Source organism: Sulfitobacter sp. 1A13679, from assembly GCF_043557115.1.
In the GTDB taxonomy this organism is placed as follows: Bacteria; Pseudomonadota; Alphaproteobacteria; order Rhodobacterales; family Rhodobacteraceae; genus Sulfitobacter; species Sulfitobacter faviae.
Window position 1 is genome coordinate 89,630 of record NZ_JBIFFO010000009.1, and the last position, 15,656, is coordinate 105,285.

Genomic DNA, 15,656 nt, shown 5'->3' on the forward strand with positions numbered 1-15,656 from the left:
ATCCATCACGTATCCCAAGCCAAAGGCGACCCGATGAGCGACCCTGTCTATGACCTTCAAGATGTCACGCTGAGCCTCAAGGGCAATGCCGGCCCCGTCGATATTCTGCGCGGCATTTCGTTGCAGGTCCAGCAAGGGGAGAGCATCGCGCTGACCGGCGCTTCCGGGTCGGGCAAATCCTCGCTTCTGATGGTCATGGGCGGACTGGAGCGCGCCACGGGCGGCAAGGTCACCGCCCTCGGCCATGACCTGAGCGCGCTGCGCGAGGACGGGTTGGCCCGGTTCCGGCAAGGGCGCATGGGGATCGTCTTTCAGTCTTTCCACCTCATCCCCACCATGACCGCGCTTGAGAATGTCGCCACCCCGCTGGAGCTTTCGGGCGCCGATGATGCCTTTGACCGCGCGCGGGCCGAGTTGGAGGCCGTGGGGCTGGGCCACCGGATCAACCAATATCCCGCACAGATGTCGGGGGGCGAGCAACAGCGCGTGGCACTCGCCCGCGCCGCAGCCCCCCGCCCCGCGATCCTTTTGGCGGATGAGCCGACAGGCAGTCTCGACAGCCGCAATGGGGCCGCGATCATGGACCTGCTGTTTGAACTGCGCGACCGCCATGGCGCGACGCTGGTTCTGGTCACCCATGCCGATGATCTGGCGCAGCGCTGCGACCGGGTGGTGGAACTTCGCGACGGGCGCCTCGCATGAGCCTGCGCCTTGCCGCCCGTTTCGCCCGCCGGGAAATGCGCGGCGGCCTGCGCGGCTTTCGCCTGCTGCTGGCCTGTCTTGCGCTCGGCGTGGCCGCGCTGGCCGCTGTCGGGACCGTCCGCGCGGCGATCGAAGCCGGGCTGGAGGCCGAGGGCGCGGCCCTTCTGGGCGGCGATGCCGAGCTTGATTTCACCTACCGTTTCGCCACCCCCGAAGAGCGCAACTGGATGGCCGAACGCGCCACGCGGGTCTCCGAGATCGTCGAGTTCCGCTCCATGGCCGTCACCGGCGCGGGCGAGACCTCAGAACGCGCGCTCACGCAGGTCAAGGCGGTCGATGACCTCTATCCGCTGATCGGCGAGATGGTCTTGGACCCCGTCCTGCCGTTGGAAGATGCCCTTTCGCCCGAGGCCACCGCTCTGCCCGGCGCGGTGATGGAACGGGCACTGGCGGATCGGCTGGCCCTCTCCCCCGGTGACACTTTCGCCGTTGGCGAGGCTGAGTTCACCCTGACCGCGCTGATCAAACGCGAACCGGATTCCGCCGCCAGCGGATTTTCCCTTGGGCCCCGCACACTGGTCAAACGCGCGGCACTCGAAGGCTCCGGCCTGCTTGCCCCCGGCACGCTCTTCAACAGCAAATACCGTCTCGAATTGCCCCAGGGCACCGCCCTCGCCCCGCTCGAAGCCGAGGCCAAGGCGCGTTTTGCCGATGCCGGGATGCGCTGGACCGACGCGCGCAACGGCGCGCCGGGCGTGGCGCGTTTCGTCGAACGGCTGAGCGCCTTTCTGGTGCTCGTCGGGCTCTCGGGCCTTGCCGTCGGCGGGGTCGGCGTGGCAGCAGCGGTGCGGGCCTATCTGCAACGCAAGACCGCCGTCATCGCCACCTTCCGCGCCATGGGGGCATCCCGCGCGACGATCTTTCAGACCTATTTCATCCAAGTCGGCATTCTGGCCATGGTCGGGGTCGCCCTTGGCCTGCTGATCGGGGCGGGGCTGCCCGTGCTGCTCGCGCCGCTGATCGAGGCAAGCCTGCCCCTGCCCGCGCGTTTCACCATCTACCCCGCCCCGCTGATTGAGGCCGCGCTCTACGGGCTGCTGACCGCTGCTCTCTTCACCCTCTGGCCGCTCGCGCGCAGCGCCGATGTCCGCGCCGCGATCCTGTTCCGCGACGATTGGCAACGGCAATCACCTTGGCCCGCCGCGCCCTACCTCGTCGCGATGGCGCTGCCGCTGGCCGCTCTGCTTGCGCTGGCGGGTTGGTTCAACGGCTCGTGGTCGCTCACGCTTTGGACACTGGGCGGATTGGCCGCGACGCTGGCCGTGCTTGCGCTGGCGGCGGCGCTCTTGCGTCTGCTGGCCCGTACGGCGGCCCGCCGGGCGCGGGGCCATCCGCGCCTGCGGTGGGCGCTGGCGGCCATCGGCGGCCCCGGCGAAGGGGCGACGGCGGTGGTGCTAGCGCTTGGCCTCGGCCTCTCGGTGCTGGCCGCCGTGGGTCAGATCGACGGCAACCTGCGCAGGGCAATCTCGGGCAACCTGCCCGACGTGGCACCCTCCTACTTTTTCGTCGACATCCAGAAAGACCAGATGCCCGGCTATACCGCCCGGCTTGAGGGCGATCCAGCCGTGTCGCGCATCGAAAGCGCCCCGATGCTGCGCGGCGTGATCACCCAGATCAACGGACGCCCCGCGCGTGAGGTCGCGGGCGATCACTGGGTCGTGCGCGGCGACCGCGGGGTAACCTATGCCGCGGAGCCGGGCGAAGACACGCGGATCACGGCGGGGGAATGGTGGGCGCAGGATTACAGCGGCGATCCGCAGATCAGCTTTGCCGCCGAAGAGGCCGAAGAGATCGGGCTGGAGCTGGGCGACACGCTCAGCGTCAACATCCTTGGCCGCGACATCACCGGCACGATCACCAGCTTTCGCGAGGTCGATTTCTCGACCGCCGGGATCGGTTTCGTGCTGACGATGAACCCCGCTGCCCTCGCCGGTGCGCCGCATAGTTTCATCTCGACCGTCTATGCCGAACCCGAGGCGGAGGCCGCGATCCTGCGCGATCTTGCCAGCGAATACCCCAACATCACCGCCATCCGCGTGCGCGATGCGATCGACCGGGTCGCGGCGGTGCTGGCCGGGCTCGCCTCTGCCATTTCCTTTGGCGCCTTGGCCACACTGGCGACGGGGTTCATGGTGCTGATCGGGGCCGCCGCCGCAGGCACCGGCGCGCGCAGCTATGAGGCGGCGCTGCTGAAAACCATGGGCGCCTCGCGCCGCGCCATCGCCACCAGCTTTGTGCTGCGCGCCGCGCTGCTCGGCCTCTTTGCCGGAGCGGTGGCGCTGCTGGCCGGGATCACCGGTGGTTGGGCCGTGAGCCATTTTGTTATGGAGACTGATTTCGCCGTGGTCTGGCCCAATGCGCTTCTGATCATCGCGGGCGGCGTCTTGGCCACGGTGCTGGCCGGTCTGGGCTTTGCGCTGAAGGCGCTGAACGCCCGGCCCGCGGATATGCTAAGGGCGCAGGAATGATCCCGCGCCCTTAGGTGTTGTCTGGGCCTGAGCCTTACTCCGCCGCTTCGGCGTAATCCTCCAGCGGCGGGCAGGTGCAGATCAGGTTCCGGTCGCCATGCACGTTGTCGACGCGGTTGACCGGGGGCCAGTACTTGTCGACGCGGAAGGCACCGGGCGGGAAGCAGCCCTGCTCACGGCTGTAGGGCCGGTCGCCCCATTCCACCACCAAATCCTCCACCGTGTGCGGCGCGTTCTTGAGCGGGTTGTTGGCGCGGTCCATGCGGCCTTCCTCAATCTCGCGGATCTCTTCGCGGATCGCCAGCATCGCATCGCAGAAACGGTCCAGCTCGGCCTTGGTCTCGGACTCGGTCGGCTCCACCATCAGCGTGCCCGCCACCGGCCAGGACATGGTCGGCGCGTGGAAGCCGCAGTCGACCAGACGCTTGGCGACATCCTCGTTGGTGATCCCCGCGGTCTCCTCATAGGGGCGCACGTCAATGATACATTCATGCGCCACCCGGCCAGAGGGGCCTTTGTAGAGCACGTCGTAAGCCCCTTCGAGCCGCTTGGCGATGTAGTTGGCGTTGAGGATCGCCGCCCGGGTCGCCTGCGTCAGACCGTCCCCGCCCATCATCAGGCAGTAGGACCATGAGATCGGCAGCAGGGAGGGAGAGCCGTAGGGTGCGGCCGAAACGGCGGCGCCTTCCTCGTTCGGGTGGCCCGGCAGATGCGCGATCAGGTGCGATTTCACGCCAATCGGACCCATGCCGGGGCCGCCGCCGCCATGCGGGATGCAGAAGGTCTTGTGCAGGTTCAGGTGGCTGACGTCGCCGCCCAGATCGCCGGGACGCGACAGGCCGACCATGGCGTTCATGTTGGCCCCGTCGATATAGACCTGACCGCCATGCTCATGGGTGATCTTGGTGACCTCATGCACGGTCTCTTCAAACACGCCGTGGGTCGAGGGATAGGTGATCATGCAACCGGCAAGGTTCTCGCTGTGCTGTTCGGCCTTGGCACGGAAATCGTCGAGGTCGATGTCACCGTTAGAGGCAGTCTTGATCACCACGACCTTCCAGCCGACCATCTGTGCCGAGGCCGGGTTGGTGCCATGCGCGCTCATCGGGATGAGGCAGATGTTGCGGTGCCCCTCCCCCTTGGCGCGGTGGTAGGCGGCGATGGTCAGAAGGCCCGCGTATTCGCCCTGCGCGCCGGAGTTCGGCTGCATGGAAATCGCATCATAGCCGGTGATCTCGCAGAGTTTGTCCGAGAGATCGTCGATCATTTCCTGATAGCCGAGCGCCTGATCGGCGGGCACGAAGGGGTGGATGAGCGAGAACTCGCGCCATGTCACCGGCATCATCTCGGCAGCCGAATTGAGCTTCATGGTGCAGGAGCCCAAGGGGATCATCGCACGGTCAAGTGCAAGGTCGCGGTCCGCGAGGCGACGCATGTAGCGCATCATCTCGGTCTCGGCGCGGTTCATGTGGAAGATCGGGTGCGTGAGGTAATCGCTCGTGCGCAGCAGCCCCTCGGGCAGACGGTACTCGGGCGTGAAATCATCATCCGCCTGACGGATGCCGAAGGCGCGCCAGACCGCCTCGATCGTGTCAGGGCGGGTGCGCTCGTCGAGCGTAATGCCGACGCGGGTCTCGCCCACGCGGCGCAGGTTAATGCCCTCGTCCACGGCGGATTTCATCACCGCGGCCTGCAGCGGGCCGACCTCGACGGTGATCGTGTCGAAATAGGCATCCGGCTGCACCTCGAAGCCCGCGGCCTCCAGCCCCTTGGCCAGACGCACGGTCTTGCGGTGGATGCGCTGCGCGATGGCCTTGAGGCCCTCCGGCCCGTGGAACACGGCATACATCGAAGCCATGACGGCCAGCAGCGCCTGCGCGGTGCAGACGTTCGACGTGGCCTTCTCACGCCGAATATGCTGCTCGCGGGTCTGCAACGACAGGCGATAGGCGCGGTTGCCATGGGCGTCGATGGAAACCCCGACGATGCGTCCCGGCATCGAACGCTTCATCGAATCGCGGCAGGCCATATAGGCGGCGTGCGGGCCGCCGTAGCCCTCGGGCACGCCGAACCGCTGGGTGCTGCCCACGGCGATGTCGGCGCCCATGGCGCCCGGCTCTTTCAACAAGGTCAGCGACAGCGGGTCGGCGGTGACGATGCCCACGGCCTTGACCTCGTGCAGCGCCGTCATGTGGCCGGTGAAGTCGCGCACATGGCCGTAGGTGCCAGGGTACTGGAAGATTGCGCCGAAGACCTTCTCGGCCTCCATCTCCTCGGGTTCACCAACGATGACCTCGATGCCCAGAGGCTCGGCGCGGGTCTTCATCACGGCAATGTTCTGCGGGTGGCAGTTGGCGTCGATGAAGAAACCCTTGGCCTTCGATTTCGAACTGCGCTGCGCCATGGTCATCGCCTCGGCGCAGGCAGTGGCCTCGTCGAGCAGCGAGGCGTTGGCGATCTCCAGCCCGGTGAGGTCGCTCACCATGGTCTGGAAGTTCAGCAGCGCTTCGAGGCGGCCCTGCGAAATCTCGGGCTGGTAGGGCGTGTAGGCGGTGTACCACGCGGGGTTTTCGAGGATGTTGCGCTGGATCGCGGGCGGCGTGACGGTGCCGTGATAGCCCTGCCCGATAAGGCTGGTGAGGACCTTGTTCTTGCCCGCCACCTTACGCATGTGCTCTAGCACTTCGCGTTCGCTCATCGCCTTGCCGAAGTCGAGCGGCTGTTTCGCCCGGATCGCCTTGGGCAGCGTGTCGTCGATCAGCGCATCAAGGCTTTCCGCGCCCACGGTGTCGAGCATCTGCGACATCTCGGAAGGGGACGGGCCAATGTGACGCCGGTTGGCGAAATCATAGGGCAGATAATCGGTGGGCTTGAAGCTCATGTCGGGTTCCTCGTCACGGCGCGGCAGGGCGCCCCCTGTTTGTGGCGCGCCGCCCATGGGGGGCGACGCAGGTAATCAGCATCGCGCCGGTGCCCCGGCGCGCGGCGGTTTAGCCGATGAATTTCTGATAGGCGGCTTCGTCCATGAAGTCGTCCATCTGGCTGGCGTCAGAGACCTTCATCTTGAAGAACCACGCCTCGCCCTGCGGGTCGTCGTTGACCATGCTGGGGTTGTCGGTCAGCGCGCCGTTCACTTCCGTGATTTCACCGTCGATGGGGGCAAGGATGTCCGACGCCGCCTTCACGGATTCGATCACGACGACCTCGTCGTCCTTGCTGACGGTGGTGCCTTCCTCGGGCAGTTCCACGAATACGACATCGCCCAGCTGCTCGGCAGCGTGGTTGGTGATGCCCACGACCACTTCGTCACCCTCGACGCGCAGCCATTCATGCTCTTCGGTAAATTTCATAATGGAGTTCCCTGTGTAGATTCAGCGTTTGAAGTTCGCCGCGACGAACGGCATTTTCGTGACAGTCAGTGGCAAGCGTTTGCCGCGCACCTCGCCCCAGAGCGCGGTGTCGACCTTTGCATGCTCGGCGCTGACATATCCCATGGCAACCGGGCCGCCAACCGTCGGACCAAAGCTGCCCGAGGTCACGCGGCCAACCTCATTGCCACCCTCGGCGGCATCATAAATGGCGACCCCCTCGCGCATCGGCGCGCGCCCCTCGGGCAGCAACCCCACCCGCTTGCGCGGCGCGCCGTCGGCCAGTTGTTGCAAGATTACCCCCGCGCCCGGGAAACCGCCCGCGCGGTCGCCATCCTCGCGCCGCACCTTCTGGATCGCCCAGTTCAGCGCCGCCTCAACCGGCGTGGTGGTGGTGTCGATGTCGTGGCCATAAAGGCAAAGCCCGCCTTCCAGCCGCAGACTGTCCCGCGCCCCAAGGCCGATCGGTTCGACCTCCTCAATCGCCAACAGCTTCTGCGCCAGCGCCACCGCGTCACCATTGGCGACGGAAATCTCGTAGCCATCCTCCCCGGTGTAACCCGAGCGCGACAGGGTGACGGTGATCCCATCAAGATCGACGTCCCGCGCCACATCCATGAATTTCATATCCGCCACCGAGGGCTGCAACCGCGCCAGCGCAGCCTCGGCCTGCGGCCCCTGGAGCGCCAGCAAAGCGCAGTCCTCCAGCACCTCGATCTCGCAACTGTCCGACAGGGCCTCCCGCATCAAGGCGATGTCATCATCCTTGCAGCCGGCATTCACCACGACAAACAGATGATCGCCCAGATTAGCCAACATCAGGTCATCCAGAATACCGCCATTGGGATCGGTAAACATGGCATAGCGCTGGCGCATCTCCCCAAGGCCCAGCACATCGACGGGCACGAGCCGCTCCATCGCCAAGGCCGCATCCTCATAGCTGCCAGACTTGGCGCGAACGACGACCTGCCCCATGTGGCCCACATCGAACAACCCGGCGGCGGCACGGGTGTGCAGATGTTCCTTCATCACGCCAAGAGGGTATTGCACGGGCATGGAATAGCCCGCAAAGGGCACCATCTTGGCCCCCAATTCCACATGCAAATCATGCAATGCCGTCTGCTTGAGATCGCTCATCCGGTTCGCTTTTCCTGTCGCTTCCGGATGACCTTTTGACCATGCCGGCACCTTGGCGCCGCAAATGCTGCGCCTGATGCCCCCTCTGTCCTTCCGCCTGAGATCGTTATCCCTTCGGCGTGCGCATCCGCGCCCCTCTCCAGAGTCTTGGTCACATCACGGTCCTGGGGCCTGAGAGTTTCCGGGGCGGTTGCTCCTTCGGCATCGGTGTTAACCGATTCTCCCGTGACGATTGGGCCTTTCGTATGCTGGGGCATACCTCTGCGTCAAGCATGCTTGTGAGCGGATGCGACACATGTTTTCTTACCGGCAACACGGCAGATGGAAAGCACCCCGCATGACCCCCTATTTCTTTGGCTACGGAAGCCTCGTGAACCGCAACACCCATAGCTACCCCGATGCCCGCCCGGCGCAGCTCGACGGCTGGCGCCGCCAGTGGGTCCGCACCGAAGGCCGCGATATCGTCTATCTTTCCGTGGTGCAGCACCCCGCCACCCGGATCGACGGGCTGATCGCCGCCGTGCCGGGCGCGGATTGGGCCGCGCTGGACAAACGCGAATACAGCTACGAACGCCACGCCTCAGGCGGCGCGGTGGTGCATGACCTCACCCCCGCCCCCGACATCGCCCATTACGCCATCCCCGCCGACATCGCAGTGACCCACGGCGATCACGTCATCCTGCTCAGCTATCTCGATGTGGTGGTCCAAGGCTTCCTGCGTGAATTCGGCACCGAGGGCGCGGCACGCTTTTTCGACACGACCGACGGCTGGGACACGCCCATCCTCGACGACCGCGCAGCCCCCCTCTACCCGCGCCACCAAACACTGACGGAAGCCGAAACCGCCGTGGTCGACCAGCACATGGATCGCCTGTCAGTGCAGATCAAAGAACGCGCCGAAACAACCTTCGCCGCAAGGAACTTCTAAGGGCGAAAACACGCCCCCCAAATCTTCCTTCATCCTTTCTCAAATACCCTCGGGGGTCCGGGGGCAGCGCCCCCGGGAGGCTGCCTCAAGCCCCCAAGCCCGCCAATCAGCCGCGCGCCTTCACCACCTGCAGCAGCGGCATCACCTGCGCCATCTCCGGCCCATGCTCCTGCCCCGTCAGTGCCAGACGCAATGGCCGGAACAGCCCGCGCCCCTTGCGGCCCGTGGCTTCCTTGACCGCTGCGGTCCAGCTGGACCAAGTGGTCTCATCGAAGGGCATTTCGGGCAGCAGCAGCATGGCCTGCGCCACGAATTCGCGGTCTTCCTCGGCAATCACCGGCTCCGCCCCGTCGCGGAACATGGCCCACCAGGGGCCGAGATCTTTCAGGGTCGAGATATTCTCGCGCGTCACGGCCCAGAACTGCGCGGCCTTGTCTTCCGGCACGCCAAGCACTGTGATGTCGTCTTTCACGGCCTCCAGCGGCAATTGCTGCAAGTAGCGCCCAGTCAGCGGGAAGAGGTCAGCCACGTCGAATTTCGTCGGGGCCGAGCCAAAGCGGTTGATGTCGAAGCCGTCGATCAGCTCTGCCATATCCGTGCGCAGTTCCACCGGATCGGAGGACCCGAGCCGTGCCATCAGGCTCAGAAGCGCGAAGGGCTGCACCCCCTGCTCGCGCAGATCGCGCAGCGCCAATGTGCCCAAACGCTTGCTCAGAGCCTCGCCCTGCGGGCCGGTCAGCAGTGAGTGATGCGCGAAGGAGGGGACCGCACCCTGCCCGAGCGCTTCCATGATCTGGATTTGCGTAGCGGTGTTGGTCACATGGTCCGAGCCGCGCACCACATGGGTCACGCCCATCTCGGTGTCATCCACAACGCTCGCCAATGTATAAAGGATCTGCCCGTCGCCACGGATGAGCACCGGGTCACTGACCGAGGCCGCGTCGATGGAGATATCGCCAAGAATGCCGTCATCCCATTCGATCCGCGCGTGATCCAACTTGAAGCGCCAGACCCCATCGCCGCGTTCGGCCCGCAGGGCGGCTTTCTCTTCGTCCGACAGGTTCAGCGCGGCGCGGTCATAGACCGGCGGCTTGCCCATGTTGAGCTGTTTCTTGCGCTTGAGGTCCAGCTCTGTCGGCGTCTCGAAAGCCTCGTAGAAACGGCCCTTTTCGCGCAGGTCATCGGCGGCGGCCTGGTAGCGGTCCAGCCGCTCGGACTGACGTTCGACCCGGTCCCACTCAAGACCCAGCCATTCGAGGTCTTGCTTGATGCCGTCGACATATTCTTCCTTGCTGCGCTCGGGATCAGTGTCATCGATGCGCAGGATGAAAGTGCCGCCCGCCTTGCGCGCGATGAGGTAGTTCATCAGCGCGGTGCGCAGGTTGCCCACATGGATATAGCCAGTGGGGGACGGGGCGAAACGGGTGATTGTGGGGTTGGACATCTGGCGTACTCCTGTTGCGCGCGGGCTTGCCACAGGGCGCGAGCGTTGTCCAGCAAAGGCGGGGGTCAGCCCCCGTCTGCTGCGGTGCCGGTCTGCGCGGGCGTGGCCTCTGACGTATCCGCGTCGGTGCTGTCTTCGGGCGCGGGTGTTTCGGTGGCCGCTTCTTCAACGCCAGCCTCTTCCGAAGCCGCTTCCGAGGTTTCGGCTCCGGCGGTCTCATCGCTCAGCGCGCCATTCTCCCATTCGCCCGAGGCTTCCTCGCCGCTGGCATAGCGCATGGTGCCGCTGCCCTGCCGCTTGCCCGCTTTGAAGGTGCCCTCATAGACATCGCCATTGGCATAGGTCGCAACACCCTGCCCTTCGATCTCACCCTCGGTCCACTCGCCCTCATAGACGAAACCGCTGGCCATGGTGATCTTGCCCTGACCGTGGCGCTGGCCGTTCCTAAAGGCCCCCTCGTAAACGGTGCCATCGGGATAGGTCGCTTTGCCCTGCCCATGGCGCTGGCCGTCTTGCCAGCCGCCCTCATAGCGGTAGCCATCGGCATAGGTCATCACGCCTTGGCCGTGGTTGCGGGCGTCTTTGAACTCGCCCTCATAGACCACGCCGTTGGTATAGGTGGCGATGCCCTCGCCTTCGATCACCCCGGCGACCCATTCGCCCTCATAGGTCGAGCCATCGGGATAGGTGATTTTGCCCGTGCCATCGGCCAGATCATTGCGGAAGGTGCCGACATAGACCGACCCGTCGGGATAGGTCACCTGCCCCTCGCCTTCGATCTGCCCGGCCACCCAAGAACCGGTATAGACATAACCATCGGTGCCAGTGAAGGTGCCCTGCCCATCGCGGCGGTCATCCTTGAAGTCGCCCTCATAGGTGTCACCGTTTTCATAGGTGACCTTGCCCTTGCCCTCACGCCGCCCCGCGACCAGCGTGCCTTCGTAGACGTCGCCGTTGGGTTGGGTCAGCGTGCCGGTGCCGTCGATCTGGCCGTCTTTCCACTTGCCGACATAGACCAACCCGTCGGGCATGGTCAGCGTGCCTTCGCCGCTGCGTTTGCCGGCCTCGATCTCACCTTCATAGACCGCGCCATCGGGATAGGTGATCGTGCCGACACCCTGCTTCACGCCATCGACCCAATCGCCCTTGTATTCATAGCCACCGGGGCTTTGCATCACGCCCTTGCCGTGGTGTTTGGCGTTGCGGAACTCGCCCTCATAGCGCACGCCATTGGCGTAGATCGCCACGCCCTGCCCCATGATCGCGCCTGCTTCCCATTCGCCCTCATAGGTGCCGCCATCGGCAAAGGTGATCTTGCCCAGACCGTCAGGCTTGCCCTTGGCGAAATTGCCCTCATAGACCGATCCGTTAGGGAAGCGTGCAACGCCCTCGCCCTTGATCTCCCCCTCGACCCATTCGCCGGAGTATTCATAGCCATTGGGCAGCTTATAGGTGCCGGTGCCATGCTGAAGACCGCCTTGAAAGGTGCCCTCATAGATGCCGCCGTCGTCATATTCCTTGGTCAGCACCTGCCCGTCCTGCGCCGCAAGCGGCGTGGCCAGAAGGGCGATCAGACAGAGGGGCAGGCTGCGGTGCAACATGGGCGGAAATTCCCGATCTCGTTAAGTGGCATTCGGCCCGAGGTTACGGGTGATAGAGGGCAGAGGCAACGTGTTTGCAAGACGGGCACGCCGGTTTCGGCCGATCCCGCGCAACCGGTGCTGCGGGTCAGCTCTGCGCACGGGGGTTTCGTCCCCGGCCCGATCTGCTAGATCCACCCCACGCTAGCCAGCCCGGAGCTTTGCCATGCCAGACCGTTTCCGCCTCACCCTCGGGCAGTTGAACCCGACTGCCGGTGATCTGACCGGGAACGCGGCATTGGCCCGCGACGCATGGCAGGCTGGGCGCAACGCAGGCGCGCAGATGGTCGCCCTGCCCGAACTCTTCCTGACCGGACATGACGCGCAAGGACTGTCGCAAAGCCCTGCCTTTCAGCGCGATGTCTTGGCCCAACTTGAAGCGCTGGCCGCGCATTGCGCCGATGGCCCCGCCTTGGCACTTGGCGCGCCGTGGGTCGCGGCGGGCAAGCTCCACAACGCATACCTCATCCTGCAAGGTGGAAAGATCGCGCAAAGGGTGCTGCAACACGCGCCGCGACCACGCACGCCCTTCGATCCCGCGCCGATCAGCGGCCCCTATGCGGTGGCGGGGCTGCGCATCGGCTCTCCCATCGGCGCGGATGGTGAGACGGGCGACGTGGCCGAAACGCAGGCCGAGACGGGGGCCGAACTGCTGCTGATCCCCCATGCCACGCCCCATTTGCGCGGCGCGATGGAGCGGCGCCTCAACCACATGGTCGCGCGGGTGATCGAAACGGAATTGCCGGTGATCCACCTCAACATGACCGGCGGCGAGGGTGAGACGGTTTTCGACGGCGCCACATTCGCGCTGAACCCCGGCGGCAAGCTGGCATTGCAGATGCCCGCCTTCGACACAGCGTTTGCCCATGTCGATCTAGAGCGCGGTCCCGAGGGCTGGAGCATCGCCGAAAGCGCCTTCGCGCCGCAGCCGGAGGCGCTGGAACGGGACTACCGCGCCTTGGTCGTGGGGCTGCGGGACTACGCTGCCAAAACCGGCGCTTCCAAAGTGCTGATCGAACAGGCCGAGGGGAACGACACCGCACTCGCGGCAGCGATTGCGCGGGATGCCTTGGGGGCCGAGAATGTCCGCCAGATTGACGTGCCGCTGTCGGACAATCTGCACGCTGCGCTGCGGGATGAACTGGCCGCGCTCGGGGCAGAAGTCAGCACCGAGACGCTCACCCCTCCCCTGCGCGCCCTGATGCTGCGCGCCTTGGCCGATGACGCGGGGGAGATGCTGCTCACCGCACAGAACAAATCCGCTGCCGCCATGGGGATTGCGGCCCTGATGGGGGATTTCAACCCGGTCAAAGACCTTTACCAAACCGAGGTGCAAGCGCTTTGCGACTGGCGCAGCAATACGGTGCGGGCATGGATGCAGGGACCGGCGCCCAGCCCGGCCTCCTCCCCCGACACGGAAAAGGCCCGTGCCGAGGACGCCATCCTGCGCATCCTGCTGGAGGGCGGCGGCAACGTTGATGACTGCGTGGCGGCGGGCTACGCGCCGCAGAGCGCGCAGAGGATTGCAGAGCGCATCGCGGCGGCGAAGGCGCGCAAGCAGCCAACCGTTCCCGGCCCGCGTTTGAAAGCAGTGACAGCCTAGACCGTCTCGCCCGCGTCCAACCGCTGCAACCATTTATCCGCATCGCGCAGAACCGCTTCGCGCCGGTCGTCGTCCATACGGTCCCAAGTGGCATAGATGTTCCTCATCCGCATGTTGCCCTGAAACCGCTCGCGATGGCGGTCAAGGAAATGCCAGTACAGCAGATTGAAGGGGCAGGCCTTCGGCCCCGCCTTGGTGCTGACGCTATAGCTGCACCCTTTGCAGTAATCCGACATGCGGTTGATATAGGCCCCGGAGGATACATAGGGCTTTGAGGCGATCACACCGCCATCGGCGAATTGGCTCATGCCCACCGTGTTGGGCGCTTCGACCCATTCATAGGCGTCGGCGTAGACCTCCAGATACCACTCATGCACCTGATGCGGGTCGATCCCGGCCAGCAGGGCGAAATTGCCCGTCACCATCAGCCGTTGGATATGGTGGGCATAGGCGTATTTCTGGGTCTGCCCGATGGCCTGCCGCAGGCAATTCATCTGCGTATCGGCACCCCAGTAAAAGCCGGGCAAATCCCGCTCGTGGCGCAGCACGTTGCGCGCCACATAGTCCGGCCCTTCGAGGAAATAGATGCCGCGCACATATTCGCGCCAACCGAGGATCTGGCGGATGAACCCTTCGGCGGCGTTGATCGGCATCTCTCCCGCCTGCCACGCTTCCTCGGCAGCGCGGCAGACCTCCAACGGGTCCAGCAGCCCGAGGTTGAGATAGGGTGAGATCAGCGCATGAAAGAGATAGGGCTGCCCCTCTAGCATCGCGTCCTGATAGTCGCCAAAACGCGGCAGGGCGTGAGCAATAAAATGCGCCAGCACCTGCAAGGCTTCCGCGCGCGTCGTGGCAAAGTCAAAGGGGTGCAGATCGCCGAAGTTATCGCCATAGCGCGCCGCCACCAGTTCCAGCACCGCCTCCACCTCGGCATCGGGGGCGAAGGTCAGCGGGTCGGGGATATCCAGCCCTTCCTTCGGAGGTTTGCGGTTGTCGTGGTCGAAATTCCACTTTCCGCCTGCGGGGTCGTCGCCCTCCATCAACAACCCCGTCTCGCGGCGCATCTCGCGGTAGAAGTATTCCATCCTGAGTGCCTTGCGCCCCTCGGCCCAATCCTCGAACCGTTTGCGGCTGGCGATGAAACGGTCGTCGGGCAGGATATGGGTGGGGATCGGCGCATGGGTCAGCTTGTTGATCAGCCGCCATTCGCCCGGCTCGGTGCAGATCACCTCGCTTGCGCCGGTCTCCTCTGCCCGGCGGAGAAATTCGCCTACGATGGAACCCGCATTCTCGGGATCGTCCAAGGGAGTGTAGCGCAGCGTCCAGCCGTCTTTCTCCAACGCACGCGCGAACTTGCGCATCGCGGCAAAGACCAACGCGATTTTCTTGGGGTGGTGGCGGACATATTCCGCCTCTTGCGCCACTTCGGCCATGACCACCACATCGCGCGCCTTATCCGCTTCGCGCAGGGACGACAGGTTCAGCGAGAGTTGATCGCCCAAGACCAAGATCAAACGGCTCACCACGGCACCGCCTTTCCGGCCCAGTCAAAGAACCCGCCGCTCTCCTCCGGGGTCAGCCCGTCGATTACCCGCAACAGATTGCCCGCCGCCTCATTTGGTGGGACTGCGGGATGGCGGCCAAGGTATTTTTCGGTAAAGGGCGTCTCGACCGTGCCGGGGTGCAGCGCGACGCAGATGCTCTGCGGATGGGAGCGCGTCAGCTCGATCGCGGCGGTATGCACGATCTGGTTCACCGCCGCCTTGGCGCTGCGATAGCTGATCCACCCGCCCAGACGGTTGTCCCCGATGGAGCCGACCCGCGCCGAAAGCACGGCGAAAACCGCCCGCCTGTCGCGGGGCAAAAGCCTTACCGCGTGGCGCAGCACCAGCGCCGGGCCGACCGCGTTCAGCGCGAACTGATCCAGCATCGCCTTTTGCGTGACGGCACGCAGCGATTTCTCTGGCGTGGCCCCGTCGATCTCCAACGCGCCGGTGGCGACGATCACCGCGTCGAAAGGGCCACTCAGCCCCTCCAGCGCGGCATTGACCGATGCCTCATCCGTCAGGTCCAGCCCATCGCCCGTGCGGGACAGGGCCGTCACCGTATCGCCGCGCGCACGCAACGCCGCACTTAGCGCCGCGCCGATCCCGCCGCTGGCCCCAATTACCAGCACCCGTGCGCTCATGACGCCGCCCATGGTATCGCTTGTCGCTGCATCCTGATCTCCTTTGCTTATAGGCAGATAGGCGGCGCTGACGCAGGGGCAAACAAAAGCCGCAACACCCCCTTTTCATTTGAAAAGA

Annotated in this window: 11 protein-coding genes and 1 riboswitch; of the genes, 4 read left to right on the forward strand and 7 right to left on the reverse strand. The window is 65.2% G+C overall.

The window, feature by feature from the left end:
- Positions 1-33: 33 nt before the first annotated feature.
- On the forward strand, positions 34-702 hold the full coding sequence (locus tag ACGYLA_RS09105; protein WP_067265258.1) for an ABC transporter ATP-binding protein: 669 nt from the start codon (positions 34-36) through the stop codon (positions 700-702).
- Positions 699-3,230 (forward strand): ABC transporter permease, encoded by a 2,532-nt coding sequence (locus ACGYLA_RS09110; RefSeq protein ID WP_394432003.1) that lies wholly within the window; start codon positions 699-701, stop codon positions 3,228-3,230. Before ACGYLA_RS09105 ends, ACGYLA_RS09110 begins: the two co-directional genes overlap by 4 nt.
- Positions 3,231-3,264: 34 nt before the next feature.
- Here the strand turns inward: ACGYLA_RS09110 and gcvP are convergent, their stop codons facing one another.
- From gcvP to gcvT, 3 genes are all read right to left on the reverse strand, one after another.
- Positions 3,265-6,111 (reverse strand): aminomethyl-transferring glycine dehydrogenase, encoded by a 2,847-nt coding sequence (gene gcvP / locus ACGYLA_RS09115; RefSeq protein WP_394432005.1) that lies wholly within the window; start codon positions 6,109-6,111, stop codon positions 3,265-3,267.
- Between the two features lie 109 nt (positions 6,112-6,220).
- On the reverse strand, positions 6,221-6,580 hold the full coding sequence (gene gcvH, locus ACGYLA_RS09120; protein ID WP_067265267.1) for a glycine cleavage system protein GcvH: 360 nt from the start codon (positions 6,578-6,580) through the stop codon (positions 6,221-6,223).
- Between the two features lie 21 nt (positions 6,581-6,601).
- A complete protein-coding gene (gcvT, locus tag ACGYLA_RS09125) occupies positions 6,602-7,735 on the reverse strand; it encodes a glycine cleavage system aminomethyltransferase GcvT (protein WP_394432007.1) in 1,134 nt (377 codons plus the stop codon).
- A gap of 149 nt (positions 7,736-7,884) precedes the next feature.
- A riboswitch (glycine riboswitch) is annotated at positions 7,885-7,971 on the reverse strand.
- 101 nt (positions 7,972-8,072) lie between these two features.
- On the opposite strand from gcvT, the gene ACGYLA_RS09130 reads away from it, so the two are divergent.
- Positions 8,073-8,663, forward strand: a complete 591-nt coding sequence (locus ACGYLA_RS09130) for a gamma-glutamylcyclotransferase family protein (RefSeq protein ID WP_394432009.1) — start codon at positions 8,073-8,075, stop codon at positions 8,661-8,663.
- Between the two features lie 106 nt (positions 8,664-8,769).
- On the opposite strand, the gene gltX is transcribed toward ACGYLA_RS09130, so the two are convergent.
- Positions 8,770-10,107 (reverse strand): glutamate--tRNA ligase, encoded by a 1,338-nt coding sequence (gene gltX, locus ACGYLA_RS09135; RefSeq protein ID WP_394432011.1) that lies wholly within the window; start codon positions 10,105-10,107, stop codon positions 8,770-8,772.
- A gap of 65 nt (positions 10,108-10,172) precedes the next feature.
- Entirely contained in the window at positions 10,173-11,708 is a 1,536-nt protein-coding gene (locus ACGYLA_RS09140) for an MORN repeat-containing protein (RefSeq protein ID WP_394432014.1), read from the reverse strand.
- A gap of 205 nt (positions 11,709-11,913) precedes the next feature.
- Here ACGYLA_RS09140 and ACGYLA_RS09145 point away from each other — a divergent pair, with 205 nt between their 5' ends.
- The gene (locus ACGYLA_RS09145; RefSeq protein ID WP_394432016.1) at positions 11,914-13,350 is read left to right on the forward strand and encodes a nitrilase-related carbon-nitrogen hydrolase; all 1,437 of its coding nucleotides are present in this window, start codon (positions 11,914-11,916) and stop codon (positions 13,348-13,350) included.
- Here the strand turns inward: ACGYLA_RS09145 and ACGYLA_RS09150 are convergent.
- On the reverse strand, positions 13,347-14,873 hold the full coding sequence (locus tag ACGYLA_RS09150; protein ID WP_394432019.1) for a cryptochrome/photolyase family protein: 1,527 nt from the start codon (positions 14,871-14,873) through the stop codon (positions 13,347-13,349). The two genes, ACGYLA_RS09145 and ACGYLA_RS09150, sit on opposite strands and share 4 nt — an antisense overlap.
- Complete coding sequence (locus ACGYLA_RS09155) at positions 14,870-15,538, reverse strand: SDR family NAD(P)-dependent oxidoreductase (protein WP_394432021.1); 669 nt, start codon at positions 15,536-15,538, stop codon at positions 14,870-14,872. The genes ACGYLA_RS09150 and ACGYLA_RS09155 overlap by 4 nt, the downstream gene beginning before the upstream one ends.
- Positions 15,539-15,656: the final 118 nt, after the last annotated feature.

Coding starts and splice junctions, on each gene's coding strand:
- ACGYLA_RS09105 (WP_067265258.1), top strand. CDS start 34: ATGAGCGACCCTGTCTATGACCTTCAAGATGTCACGCTGAGCCTCAAG.
- gcvT (WP_394432007.1), bottom strand. CDS start 7,735: ATGAGCGATCTCAAGCAGACGGCATTGCATGATTTGCATGTGGAATTG.
- gcvP (WP_394432005.1), bottom strand. CDS start 6,111: ATGAGCTTCAAGCCCACCGATTATCTGCCCTATGATTTCGCCAACCGG.
- ACGYLA_RS09145 (WP_394432016.1), top strand. CDS start 11,914: ATGCCAGACCGTTTCCGCCTCACCCTCGGGCAGTTGAACCCGACTGCC.
- ACGYLA_RS09140 (WP_394432014.1), bottom strand. CDS start 11,708: ATGTTGCACCGCAGCCTGCCCCTCTGTCTGATCGCCCTTCTGGCCACG.
- ACGYLA_RS09130 (WP_394432009.1), top strand. CDS start 8,073: ATGACCCCCTATTTCTTTGGCTACGGAAGCCTCGTGAACCGCAACACC.
- ACGYLA_RS09110 (WP_394432003.1), top strand. CDS start 699: ATGAGCCTGCGCCTTGCCGCCCGTTTCGCCCGCCGGGAAATGCGCGGC.
- ACGYLA_RS09155 (WP_394432021.1), bottom strand. CDS start 15,538: ATGAGCGCACGGGTGCTGGTAATTGGGGCCAGCGGCGGGATCGGCGCG.
- gcvH (WP_067265267.1), bottom strand. CDS start 6,580: ATGAAATTTACCGAAGAGCATGAATGGCTGCGCGTCGAGGGTGACGAA.
- gltX (WP_394432011.1), bottom strand. CDS start 10,107: ATGTCCAACCCCACAATCACCCGTTTCGCCCCGTCCCCCACTGGCTAT.